General features: G+C 62.9%; 12 protein-coding genes. 10 read left to right on the top strand and 2 right to left on the bottom strand.

Features of this window, described 5'->3' with window-relative positions; all coding sequences use genetic code 11:
- Nucleotides 1-184: 184 nt before the first annotated feature.
- Together pgm and IRI77_RS06925 are read right to left on the bottom strand one after the other, a co-directional pair.
- Complete coding sequence (pgm, locus tag IRI77_RS06930) at nt 185-1,822, bottom strand: phosphoglucomutase (alpha-D-glucose-1,6-bisphosphate-dependent) (RefSeq protein ID WP_194451343.1); 1,638 nt, start codon at nt 1,820-1,822, stop codon at nt 185-187.
- Nucleotides 1,823-1,865: 43 nt separating this feature from the next.
- Complete coding sequence (locus IRI77_RS06925) at nt 1,866-2,639, bottom strand: AraC family transcriptional regulator (protein WP_194451342.1); 774 nt, start codon at nt 2,637-2,639, stop codon at nt 1,866-1,868.
- 85 nt (nt 2,640-2,724) lie between these two features.
- On the opposite strand from IRI77_RS06925, the gene IRI77_RS06920 reads away from it, so the two are divergent.
- The 10 genes from IRI77_RS06920 (at nt 2,725) to IRI77_RS06875 (ending at nt 12,424) form a co-directional block, all read left to right on the top strand.
- Nucleotides 2,725-3,108 (top strand): VOC family protein, encoded by a 384-nt coding sequence (locus tag IRI77_RS06920; protein WP_194451341.1) that lies wholly within the window; start codon nt 2,725-2,727, stop codon nt 3,106-3,108.
- Nucleotides 3,109-3,150: 42 nt separating this feature from the next.
- On the top strand, nt 3,151-4,152 hold the full coding sequence (locus tag IRI77_RS06915; RefSeq protein ID WP_194451340.1) for a YncE family protein: 1,002 nt from the start codon (nt 3,151-3,153) through the stop codon (nt 4,150-4,152).
- A gap of 225 nt (nt 4,153-4,377) precedes the next feature.
- On the top strand, nt 4,378-5,058 hold the full coding sequence (locus IRI77_RS06910; protein WP_194451339.1) for a lipid-binding SYLF domain-containing protein: 681 nt from the start codon (nt 4,378-4,380) through the stop codon (nt 5,056-5,058).
- Between the two features lie 27 nt (nt 5,059-5,085).
- The gene (locus IRI77_RS06905; protein WP_194451338.1) at nt 5,086-5,358 is read left to right on the top strand and encodes a YtxH domain-containing protein; all 273 of its coding nucleotides are present in this window, start codon (nt 5,086-5,088) and stop codon (nt 5,356-5,358) included.
- 42 nt (nt 5,359-5,400) lie between these two features.
- Nucleotides 5,401-5,550 carry a lmo0937 family membrane protein gene (locus IRI77_RS06900; RefSeq protein ID WP_194451337.1) on the top strand — a complete coding sequence of 50 codons (150 nt, stop codon included), beginning with the start codon at nt 5,401-5,403 and terminating at the stop codon, nt 5,548-5,550.
- Nucleotides 5,551-5,719: 169 nt separating this feature from the next.
- Nucleotides 5,720-6,628 carry a hypothetical protein gene (locus IRI77_RS06895; RefSeq protein WP_194451336.1) on the top strand — a complete coding sequence of 303 codons (909 nt, stop codon included), beginning with the start codon at nt 5,720-5,722 and terminating at the stop codon, nt 6,626-6,628.
- Nucleotides 6,629-6,682: 54 nt separating this feature from the next.
- Entirely contained in the window at nt 6,683-7,210 is a 528-nt protein-coding gene (locus IRI77_RS06890; RefSeq protein WP_194451335.1) for a DinB family protein, read from the top strand.
- Nucleotides 7,211-7,332: 122 nt separating this feature from the next.
- Nucleotides 7,333-8,682, top strand: a complete 1,350-nt coding sequence (locus IRI77_RS06885; protein WP_228486631.1) for an alpha-L-fucosidase — start codon at nt 7,333-7,335, stop codon at nt 8,680-8,682.
- A gap of 118 nt (nt 8,683-8,800) precedes the next feature.
- On the top strand, nt 8,801-11,443 hold the full coding sequence (gene alaS / locus IRI77_RS06880) for an alanine--tRNA ligase (RefSeq protein ID WP_194451334.1): 2,643 nt from the start codon (nt 8,801-8,803) through the stop codon (nt 11,441-11,443).
- Nucleotides 11,444-12,424, top strand: a complete 981-nt coding sequence (locus IRI77_RS06875) for a YpdA family putative bacillithiol disulfide reductase (protein WP_194451333.1) — start codon at nt 11,444-11,446, stop codon at nt 12,422-12,424.
- Nucleotides 12,425-12,428: the final 4 nt, after the last annotated feature.

The following is a 12,428-nucleotide window of genomic DNA, read 5'->3' as shown; positions in this document are numbered from 1 at the left end:
GCCAATCTACAACGGCGCAAAGGCGAAGAGAAGCGTTACTTGGCTTCTATGAGGACTATTTCCTGCCGTACTGAGCGCGCCCGGTGGAGGCAAACAGATAGTGAATCACGGAGCGCGTTCGTTTCAAGCGGGCACACCTCCGGCCGCGAACGGCTATCCGTGGGGCGAGACGACGCCCGGATTCCTAGAGGGAACGTGCGACCAGGTCCCGAGCCTCGGACACGATGCTTTCGAGATGCTGCTCGCTGACCAGGCTCTCGGCGTATAACTTGTAGATGTTCTCCGTGCCGGAAGGACGGGCGGCGAACCAGCCCTGATCGGTGACCACCTTCAGGCCTCCAATGGAAGCGCCGTTGCCGGGGGCGGTGGTCAATTTCGCGGTGATGTGGGCTCCGGCCAGCGTTTCGTCCGTTACGGCCGCAGGGGACAGTTGGGAGAGCTTGGCCTTCTGCTCCGGTGTGGAGGGGGTGTCGATGCGGGTGTAATACGAGGCTCCGAACTCCTGCGTGATGTCCTGGTAGTGCTCGCCCGGATCGCGGCCCGTGCGCGCCGTGATCTCACAGGCCAGCAGGCCCATGATGAGGCCGTCCTTGTCGGTCGTCCAAACGGAGCCATCCTGACGCAGGAAGCTGGCACCGGCGCTCTCCTCGCCGCCAAAGGCGACGCTGCCGTCGAAGAGGCCAGGGGCGAACCACTTGAAGCCGACGGGCACTTCGTAGACTCCGCGCCCCAGTTTGTTCACTACCCGGTCGATTAACGCGCTGGAGACCAGGGTTTTGCCGATGCGGGCGCCGGTGCTCCAGTTCTTGCGGTTGATGAGGAGGTAGCGGATGGCCACGCACAGAAAGTGGTTGGGGTTCATCAGGCCGGCGGAGCGGGTGACGATTCCGTGGCGGTCGGCGTCGGGATCGTTGCCGAAGGCGATGTCGAACTTGTCCTTGAGCTGGACGAGGCCGGCCATGGCGTAGGGACTGGAGCAGTCCATGCGGATCTTCCCGTCGTGGTCGACGGTCATGAAACCGAACTGCGGGTCTACATTGGGATTGACGACGGTCAGGTCGAGGTTGAAGCGGGAGGCGACCTCGGCCCAGTAGTGGACGGCGGCTCCGCCCAGGGGATCGACGCCGATCTTGAGGCCGGCCTTGGAGATGGCTTCCATGTCGATGACGGCGGCAAGGGCGCGGACGAAACCGGGGATGAAGTCGCGCTCATGGATGCAATCGGCGCGGATGGCTCGTTCAAACGGGACGTGGCGGACGCCGACGTTGTTCTCGCGCAATAGCTCGTTGGCGCGGTCCTGGATCCAGTTGGTGACGTCGGTGTCGGCCGGGCCGCCGTTGGGCGGGTTGTACTTGAAGCCACCGTCGGAGGGGGGATTGTGCGAGGGCGTAATGACGATGCCGTCGCTCCAGCCGGCGCTGAGGCCGCGGTTGCGCTCCAGGATGGCGTGGCTGACCACCGGTGTCGGGGTAAAGCCGTCATCCTGTTGAATCAGCGTGGTTTGCTCGTTGGCGGCCAGCACCTCGAGGGCCGTGCGCTGGGCCGCGGCGGAGAGGGCGTGGGTGTCCTTGCCCATGACGAGGGCCCCGGTATAGCCCTTCATCTGGCGGTATTCGCAGATCGCCTGGGTGATGGCGAGGATGTGCGATTCGGTAAAAGTGCTGTTGGAGGAAGTTCCCCGGTGGCCGCTGGTGCCGAAGCTGACGAGTTGCTGCTGGTCGCCCATGTCGGGCTTGTTGGCGTAGTAATCGCGCTCCAATTGAGCGGTGTCGACGAGCAGTTCAGCCGGAGCCGGGAAGCCGGCGAGGGGGTTCAGGGCCATAGGGACATGATAGACAGCCCGGACGCGCGAGTGGGAAGGGATTCTACCGCGGGTCGAAATAGCGGCCCGGTGTTTCTCCTAACTCACGGCGAAACATGGCGATAAACGCGCTGGTGCTCTGGTAGCCGAGTTCCTCGGAGATGGCCTGGACGCCCTGGCCCGCCGCCAGCAGTTTCAGGCTGTGCAGCAGATTGCGGCGGCGCAGCCATTGGCCGAGGCTCATGGCGGTCTCCTCGTGAAAGATGCGTTCCATGGTCCGGCGGCTGGCTCCGCAGGCTCGCAGGAGTTTGGGGACCGGAGTACGCGCGCCGCCGTCCGCGGCAGCCAGCGCGGCGAAGCGGACGGCCCGTTCGTCTTTGGGTGCGGGCAACTGCAGCGGGACCGAGTGGAGGACCTTCAACTCATCCAGCAGGACCCCGATCAGGCGGCGCTGCTCGGGCTGGCGGGTGTCGAGCACGCTCCAGTGGATGGTGCGCACGATGATTTCGCGCAGCAGGCCGGTGACGTTGACGACGCAACAGCCGGAAGGCGCCCAACCGGAGGGGCGGATGTCGGCTCGCACGTAGAGGTTGCGCAGAGCCACGGTGCCGGTCATTTCCAGGCGGTGCTGGATGCCCTGCGGGATCCAGACGGCGCGGTGAGGGGGCAGCACCCAGGCGGCCTGGTCGGTCCGCACGGTGAGGACACCCTGGATCGCGTAGATGAGCTCATGCCAGCCGGCCGCATGCGGTGGGATGAGGGCGGTGTTGGTGAGGGTGACACCGAAGCTCCTGACCAGGACGGTGGGATCCAGGTACAGTTGGCGGGATTTCGGCATGAACTGGCAATATAGCGTGATCCTGCCCCGGACGCCATGCCTTAGAATCCGTGTAGATCGCAGACGCAGTTGGAGGGATGTCCACATGCCAAACCAAGTAGCCCACTTTTCCATTAACACTTCAGACCTGCCTGCTTCCCGCGCTTTCTATGAGGGAGTGTTCGGGTGGAAGTTCAACGCCTGGGGCCCGCCCGGGTTTTACATGATCGATATGGGGGCGGCGGCCGGGGCGCCGTTGCTCGGCTCTCTGCAGCAGCGGCGGGAGATCGTGCCGGGGGTCCCCATGTTTGGGTTCGAATGTACGATTTCAGTGGAAGATATCGCGGCCACGGCCGACGCGATCGAGGCGCACGGCGGCAAGATTGTGATGCCCATCTGCACGCTGGCCGGGGTGGGCCAGTTGCTGTTCTTCCAGGATCCGGGCGGGACGATCGCCGGCGCCATGCAATATGAGACACATCCGGCCTGAATTTACGGCAGGGCAGGGAAAAGCGCGGCACAATGGATTCCCATGAAGACTTCCCTGGGCGCGCTTCTCCCCCTTTCCGTCACTCTGCTGGCCGTCTCCGTTTGGGCCGCGGAACTGCCGTCACCGGCGCTGCTGGTCTTGAACAAAGCCGATGCCACGGTGGTGATCGTGGATCCGGCGACCGGCAAGATCACGGGGAAGGTGGCCACGGGTGAGGGTCCGCACGAAGTGGTGGTGAATGCGGAGGGGACCGTCGCCTATGCCACGAATTACGGCAGCGGCCCGACTCCAGGGAAGTCGATTTCCATTATCGACCTCTCAGGTCCCAGGGAGTTGAAGCGGTTGGAGGTGGCGCCCATGCTGCGGCCGCACGGGATCGCCTTGATGGATGGAAAGGTCTGGTTTACAGCAGAGGTGAACAAGGTAGTGGCTCGCTACGATCCGGCGTCGCAGCGCCTCGACTACCTGCTGGGGACGGGCCAGAACACCACGCACATGCTGCAGTTCAGCGCGGATACGAACCGGCTGTTCACCGCCAACATCAGCTCCGATTCCATCTCGATTTTCGAACGCACGGCGGGCAGCATGAACTGGAATCAGACGGTCGTTCCCGTGGGGAAGGGGCCCGAGGGCTTTGATGTCTCGCCGGACGGAAGTCAGTTGTGGGCGGCGCACTCGCGCGACGGCGGGGTGTCGGTGATCGACATCGCTTCGAAGAAGGTTATCGAGACGTTGCCGCTCGGCACCAGGCGGTCGAACCGGTTGAAGTTCACGCCGGATGGCAAGACGGTGCTCATCTCGGATCTCGACTCCGGCGAGTTGGTGATCGTGGATGTCGCGACGCGCAAGGTGAGCAAGAAAGTGCCGCTGGGGCAGGCGCCGGAGGGGATCCTCATCGAACCCGGCGGCGCGCGGGCGTATGTGGCGGTGGCGGGGGACAATCATGTGGCAGTGATCGATCTCAAATCGATGACGAAAACGGGGCAGTTTGAAACCGGCGGCGGTCCGGATGGCATGGCGTGGATTGGCGGCCCCCGCCACTAATCGTTTCTGCCTGATTCCGCTCAGGTTGGAGAGGTTTCGGGTTCTTCGCCCAGAACCGTGGCGGTCAAAATTACCGTCTACCCACCGCCAGCCCTCCGTGCCGGTGTGTGCGGAGAGTCTACAATTCCCCCTATCCGGCACAAATGAAAGCGGTTAGTGTCTCCTTGCTGAAAATGGCAAGGAGATTGCGATTTAGAAGCCAGAAGTAGAAACGGAGGTTTCTAAATGAAACAGATTCTAGGTATTACACTCTTGGCCGCTCTGCCGCTGATGGCAAAAGAACCGCCCGCCGTTCAGCGCCTGGACGAATCGGCCGTGGTGTTATCGGAAATCATGGGAACGCCGGATAAGGGCATTCCCCAGGACCTCATGGAAAAGGCGCACTGCGTCGTGGTGGTGCCCGGCCTGAAGAAGGGCGCGTTCATTGTCGGCGGCAAGTATGGCAAGGGCTTCCTTTCCTGCCGGCTGGTCGGCCGGGTGGGTTGGTCGGCGCCGGCCGCGATCCGCGTGGAAGGCGGCAGTGTCGGCTTCCAGATTGGCGGGTCGGAGACCGATGTCGTTATGCTTGTGATGAATGAGAGCGGCGCCAAGAAGCTTCTGGACAGCCAGTTCACGCTGGGTGGAGAAGGTTCAGTGGCCGCCGGACCGGTGGGCCGCACGGCTACCGCCGATACCGACGCGTTCATGCGGGCTGAGATCCTTTCCTGGTCCCGCGCGCGTGGTGTCTTTGCCGGAATCTCCCTGCAAGGCGCTACGCTGCGCCAGGACATGGAAGAGAACCAGACCCTTTACGGAAAGCGCCTGACCACGGAAGAGGTGGTGCACAAGAGCACTCCGCCGGCGGCCGCGGCTCGCCTGATGGCCCTGCTCACCCGGTTCTCGCCCCGCGAAAAGTCGGGCGACTAAACAAACGAGTCAAAGGAGAACGCACAGATGAACAGAGATAGCATCCTCGCGGCAATGGTTGGTTTGGGAGTGGGCGCTGGCCTGGCTCTGCTCTTCGCGCCGGAATCGGGCCATCATCTGCGCGGGCGGCTTGCCCACCGCGCCCGCGGCCAGGCGCGCCGCCTGAAGCACCAGGCCGAAGAGCTGCAGGAGACAGCGGCCAATCTCGTTGAGCAAGGCCGGGAGCAGGCGTTGAAGCAGCGTGACGGGATCGTCAATGCTGTGGAAGCCGGCAAACGAGCCTACCTGAAAACTGTTTAACTCAACCCGCCTCGGCTACCGTCCGGCACAAGGAGGTGCCTCATGTTATGGACGATTTTTGTAGTTCTGTTGGTTCTTTGGCTATTGGGCATGGTGACGTCGTACACGTTGTACGGCTTCATCCACATCCTGCTGGTACTCGCGCTGGTCAGCCTGCTGATCGGCATTATCAACGGACGTAGAGCACTCTAGCCGAGGCCGGTCCGGGTGGCCCAGTTCGCTGGGCGCCCGGGCCGGCCGAAGCTTTGTCCGCCTGCCTGCTTCGGCAATCAAACCAGAAAAAGTGATTCGGATCCGATGGGGGCCTTCCATCTTCACTCGAACGGCAATATAATGTTGCCGCGTGATATTGGAGACTGCCATGAAATTCCTGATCCTAAGTGCAATGGGCCTCATCTTCGCCGCTCGTATGGTTGCGGGCGATCTGGAGACCGCCCACGACAATCTGAAGCAAGCCGTCCAGGCGAAGGACGTGGAGGCCGTCAAGAAATTGGCCCCAGCAGCAAGCGCCCTGGCGCGGAAGACGATCGCCACGCCGGCTCCGGCGGGTGCTGAAGCGAAGGCTGCCTGGACGAAGCAGGTCGCCTATGCCAAGGAAGTCGATCTCTATACGGAGAACGCCCTGGCGACCACGGCGCTGCAGGCCGAACCGCCCAAGTTGATCGATCTCATTGCGGTGCTGGAGAAGCAGAATCCAAAGAGCAAGTTCCTGGATCAGGCGTATGGTCCGTACTTCCAGGCTCTGGAACAGACAGAAAACGGCGCCAAGGTTGCGCCCATCGCCGAGAAGGCGGTCCTTAGCCAACCGGAGAATGTGGACATCCTCGTGATCGTGGCCGACAGCGCCATGGCCAAGCGCCAGACCGGCCGGGCCGGTATTTTCGCTGAGAAGCTGATCGCCGTGCTGGAGAAGAAGCCCAAGCCAGACAACATGTCCGCCGAGGATTGGGAAGCCAGAAAGAAATCGGCGCTGGGCCATGCCCACTACATCGCCGGAATGGCGCACAGTGAACGGCAACAGTTTGCGCTGGCCGACCAGGATCTGCGCGCCGCCCTGCCGCTGATCAAGGACGACGAGCAGGCCACCGCGGCGAGCCTGTACCATCTCGGCGTAGCCAACTTCAATGTCGGGGTGTCGTCCGGGAGCAAAGCCAAGGTCCTGGAGGCTGTGAAGTTCAGCGAACAGTCAGCGGCGATTAAGGGGCCCTTTGCCAAGCCGGCCGCCGACAATGCGCAGAAGATGAAGGGCGAGGCGGCCCGCCTGAACTAGACTGGTTGCGCCCGAGCGTCGTGGTGGGTTAACAATGTGAGCCTGGGGGCTCATATGAAACTCACGCTTTTTGTTTTGTGGCTGTTGGCTGTGCCCGTCATGGCGCAGTCGACGGTGAAAGACGCACTGATCAAGCACTGGAAAGTTTCCGGCGAATTCACGGTAGCCGTCGCGTCGGCGATGCCGGCCGACGGCTACAACTTCCGTCCCTCGCCTGAGGAGATGAACTTCGGGCAGGTGATGGCGCACATTGCCATGGCGGACGCGAACGCGTGCTCCAATGCCAGTGGCCTGCCCAAGCCAGAGTTGAAGGGCAGTGTGGCGGAGTGGGCGAAGGACCAGAAGAAGGACGTGGATCGCGAGGCCGCACTCGAATTCCTGACCTCGACTTTCGCGTTCTGCGACAAGGCGATCGCCGGGGTCACGCTGGAACAACTGGACAAGGTAGTGGGCCCTCCGGCGCGGAACCTGACCGGCTACGAATGGCTGTGGAGCTACTTCACGCACACGGCACACCATCGCGGGCAGGCCGAGGTTTACCTGCGTGTGAAGGGGATCAAGCCGCCGGCGTACAAGTTCTAACGGGTCCGGATTGTGGGGCCGTCCTGCGTAAAAAATGCGCATGACGGCCTTCTTCTTTTCTGATATGTTAACGCTAACGCATCGAAAGGAAGGAGTCTCCGTTGAAACCCCGGATTCCCTATTTGACACGTACTCTTACTGCCTGCCTGGTCCTCGCCGCCACGTGCGCCGCCCAGAAATTGCCGCCCGCGCTGCCGGCTCCCGCGTCCCAGGACGCGAAGATGCAGTGGTTCCGCGAGGCCAAGTTCGGCCTCTTCATCCATTGGGGCCTCTACGCGATCCCCGCCGGAGAATGGAAGGGTAAGCCCGTTCCAGGCATCGGCGAATGGATCATGAATCGCGCCAAGATCCCGGTGGGCGAGTATGAACAGCTCGCTACCCAGTTCAACCCCGTCAAGTTCAATGCCGAGGAGTGGGTGAAGATGGCCAAGGATGCCGGCATGAAGTATGTCGTCATCACCAGCAAACACCACGACGGCTTTGCGATGTACCAGTCGGCCGTGAGCAAGTACAACGTGGTCGACGCCACCCCGTTCAAACGCGATGTGGTCAAGGAACTCGCGCTGGCCTGCGCCAAGCACGGCCTGAAGTTCGGGGTCTACTATTCCCAGGCGCAGGACTGGCACGAAAAGAACGGCGCAGGGAATAGTTGGGACTTCGGCCCCGATCCCCAGAAGGACTTCGACCAGTACCTGCGCGACAAGGCCCTGCCGCAACTCAAGGAGCTGATGTCCAACTACGGGCCGATGTGCCTGGTGTGGTTCGATACGCCCCGCATGATGACCAAGGAGCGCTCGCAGCCCTTCATCGACGCCATCCACCAGATGCAGCCCGCCTGTCTGATCGACGGCCGTTTGGGCGCTTCCGGCGACTACCGCTCCATGGGCGACAATGTGATTCCGGGCACTGTCGTCAAGGAGGATTGGGAAGTCCCAGCGACCCTGAACCACACCTGGGGCTTCAAGAAAGACGACAACGACTGGAAGACGACTCCGGACCTCACCTTCAAGCTGGTCGACATCGTGAGCAAGGGCGGGAACTACCTGCTGAACGTTGGCCCCACGGCCGAAGGCGTCATCCCCCAGCCCAGCCAGGACAATCTGCGCGGCGTCGGCAAGTGGCTGAAAGTGAACGGCGAATCCATCTATGGCGCCGGCCCGACGCCCTTCGGACCCGAGCTCGGCACGCCCGATCCGGTGAAGAAAGACCGGGAAGGGAAGCCTGTGATCAATGCCAAGACCGACTGGCGCTGCACGACGAAGCCCGGCAAACTCTACATCCACCTCTTCAAGTGGCCCGCGGGCCAGTTTGAGATGGACCAGTTCTCCGGCAAGGTGAAGAAGGCTTATCTGCTGTCGAAGCGCGGCAAGTCATTGAAAGTCACGCAGGATGGCACGAAGTTGTCCGTCGCCCTGCCGGCCGAGGCGCCCGACGCGGTGGATTCGGTCATCGTGCTCGAGACCGCCAATTAGCTGGACGAATTAGTACATACCGTCAAAGGCCCGTGTCCCCGTGGCGCGGGCCCTTTTCCTCTCCGCAATCCACCCTCCACTGGTCAGCCCGCGCGGGTCGCTGTGTCACAATAATGTTGTGACAGGTCACGAGATTCGCCAGAAGTTCCTTGATTTCTTCGCCGCCCGCAACCACCGCGTCGTGCGCAGTTCTTCGCTGGTGCCCGGCAACGATCCTACGTTGCTGTTTACCAACGCAGGCATGAATCAGTTCAAAGACGTCTTCACCGGGCTGGAGCAGCGCGATTACTCGCGCGCCACCACCGCCCAGAAGTGCGTCCGTGCCGGCGGAAAGCACAACGACCTGGAGAACGTCGGCTATACCCGCCGCCACCACACGTTCTTCGAGATGATGGGCAACTTTAGCTTCGGCGATTACTTCAAGACCGACGCCATCGACTTTGCCTGGGATCTGGTGACCAACGGCTACGGCCTGCCCAAGGACCGCTTGTACGTCACCGTGTTCCGCGAAGACGACGAAGCCGAGGAGCTCTGGCAGAAGGTCGCCGGGGTCCCCAAGGACCGCATCTTCCGCCTCGACGAGAAGGACAACTTCTGGCAGATGGGCGAGACCGGCCCGTGCGGACCGTGCTCCGAGATCCACTTTGACCTGGGCGAGCACACCGCCGCCCCGGGCCGTGAACACGAGAAGTTCCCCGACGACGGCGGCGGGCGCTTCGTCGAGATCTGGAACCTCGTCTTCATGCAGTTCGACCGCGACCTCAGCGGCAAGTTCACTCCGCTGCCCCGGCCCTCCATCGACACCGGCATGGGCCTGGAGCGCGTGGCCGCCATTATGCAGGGCAAGCTCTCGAACTTCGAGTGCGACCTGCTGTACTCCATCGTCGAAGAGGCCGGCAATCTGCTGGGCAAGAGCGTCGGTGAGGACACCCGCACGGACACGGTCCTGCGCATCTGCGCCGACCATGCCCGCGCCACCGCTTTCCTGATCAACGACGGCGTGCTGCCGTCGAACGAAGGCCGCGGCTACGTTCTGCGGAAGATCATGCGCCGCGCGATGCGCAATGCCCGCATGATCGGCTCCGGTGATCCGTTCCTGTATAAGCTGACGGGGTTTGTGGCCGACTTCATGAAGGGCCCCTATCCGGACATGCTGGAGAGCGTGCAGCGCGTGGCCCGCGTCGTGAAGGACGAAGAGCACCGCTACGCCACCACGTTCCAGGTCGCCGAGAAGGTGTTCCACGACGAAGCCAGGTCGGCCGCCGGTGGAGTGCTGCCCGGTCCGGCCGCCTTCAAGCTCTACGATACCTACGGCATGGCCCTCGACGAACAGGAGGAGATGGCCCGCGAACTTGGCCTCTCCATCGATGTCGCCGGTTACGAAGACGCGATGCAGAAGCAGCGCGAACGGGCCCGCGCCAGTTGGAAGGGCGCCGAGAAGGCTCAGATTGCGCCCATCTACCAGGAATTGCTGGGCGGCGGCCGCACCCAGTTCCTGGGCTACGAGACCCTGGAGCACGGCGCTTCCCAGGTGCTGGCGATCCTGGTCGACCAGCAGCGCGTCGACAGCGTCGGCCCCGAGACCGAATGTGAAATCGTGCTCGACCGCACGCCTTTCTACGCCGAATCCGGCGGCCAGGTGGGCGACACGGGCATCCTGGTGAGCCCTGAGACCGGCGAACCGTTGGCGTACGTCACGCGCACCTATCCGGCTGTGCCCGGGCTCACCGTGCACAAGGCGCGGAGCCTGGGGGAGCTGAAGACCGATCAACTTGTCGCGGCCCGCGTGAATGATACCGGCCGCTTCGCCACCATGCGCAATCACACGGCGACGCACCTGGCGCATGCTGCCCTGCGGCAGGTGCTGGGCAAGCACGTGAAACAGGCCGGCAGCGTGGTGGAACCCGGCCGGCTGCGCTTCGACTTCTCGCACTACACGGCCGTGGACGCCCAGGAAGTGGCCGAGGTGGAGCGGTTGGCCAACGAGCAGATCCTGCTCGACGTGCCTGTTACCACGGATGTCATGGAACTCGACAAGGCTATCGACACCGGCGCGATGGCTTTGTTCGGTGAAAAGTACGGCGAGAAGGTTCGCGTCGTCTCGGTGCCGGGCTTCAGCCGCGAACTCTGCGGCGGTACGCACGTCCATCGCACCGGTGAGATCGGGCTGCTGAAGGTGGTCTACGAAGGCTCCATCTCGGCCGGTGTGCGCCGCATTGAGGCGGTGACCGGCGCGTCCGCGCTGAAGCGCTTCCAGGAGACGACCGATACGCTGCACAAGGCGACCTCGGCCTTGCGCACTTCCGAGTCGGAGTTCCTCGACCAGATCGACCGCCTGCTGGCACAGCAGAAGACGCTGGAGCGGCAGATCGAAACGCTGAAGGAGAAGGTGGCCCATGCGGCCGCCGCCGGGCTGGAATCGCAGGTTCGCGAGGTCAAGGGGGTGAAGATCCTCTCGGCCGTGGCCGAGGGCATGGATCGCGCCCAGATGCGCAATCTCGCAGACGACTTCCGCAACCGCTGGAAGTCGGCGGTGATCCTGCTGGCTTCGGGGGAAGAAGGCAACGTGGCGATTGTCACGGCGGTCACAAAGGACCTGACGGCCAAGGTGCATGCCGGCAAACTGGCCGGCTCGATTGCCCAGGCGGTGGGCGGTAAGGGCGGCGGACGTCCGGACATGGCGGAAGCCGGCGGCAAGGATGCGGCGGCCCTGCCGGCTGCGCTTGCGGCGGCCAGCGCCAGTGTCGAGGGCATGCTCTAGGTGCTGGACACCATCGTAGTGGGTGCGGGGCCAACCGGCCTCGCCTGTGGGATCGAGCTGAAGCGGCGGGGATTGTCGTGTGTCCTGTTCGACAAGGGCTGCCTCACCAACTCGCTCTACCACTACCCCACGAACATGATGTTCTTCACCACGCCGGAGCTGCTGGAGATCGGCAACATCCCGATGACCAGCGTGGGGGAGAAGCCGGTGCGCGTCGAGGCTCTGAAGTATTACCGCCGCGTGGCCGACCATTACGGCATCGACATCCACCAGTACGAGCGTGTCATTGGCTTTGAAGGGTCAGACGGCGATTTCTCGATCCATACGGAAGACCGGCAGGGCCGAAAGCTCAGCTACCGGGCGCGCAAAGTGATCCTTGCCACGGGTTATTACGACCGGCCGAACTACCTGAACGTGCCCGGCGAGGACCTGCCCAAGGTGATCCACTACTACAAGGAAGCGCATCCGTATTACGCGCACGATGTGCTGGTGGTGGGCGGCAAGAACTCGGCCGCGATTGCCGCGCTGGAGCTATTCTGGACCGGCGCCCGCGTCACGATGGTCCATCGCCATCCTGAGCTGCACGGCAACATCAAGTACTGGATCAAACCCAACATCGAGAACCGCATCAAGGCCGGCGAAGTGAAGGCCTACTTCGATTCCTCGGTGGCGAGCATCGAACCGGATGCGGTTAATCTGATGACACCCGAGGGGCCGGTCCGCCTGAAGAACGATTTTGTCTTTGCGATGACCGGCTACCGCCCGGACACCGATTTCCTGGCGCGGCACGGCATCCGCTTCGACCCTGAGAGCCAGCGGCCGAATCTGAATCCCGAGACCTTGGAGAGCGAGCGGGCCGGGGTTTACCTGGCGGGTGTGCTGGTGGCGGGCATGCACACCAACGAGATCTTCATCGAGAACGGGCGCTTTCACGGCAAGCAGATCGCCGACGACGTCGCGTTGAAACTCGACCGCGTGTAGCCGC

Source organism: Paludibaculum fermentans, from assembly GCF_015277775.1.
In the GTDB taxonomy this organism is placed as follows: domain Bacteria; phylum Acidobacteriota; class Terriglobia; order Bryobacterales; family Bryobacteraceae; genus Paludibaculum; species Paludibaculum fermentans.
Note: the sequence above shows the minus strand (reverse complement) of the source record. Positions and strands in the feature narration are given on the sequence as shown.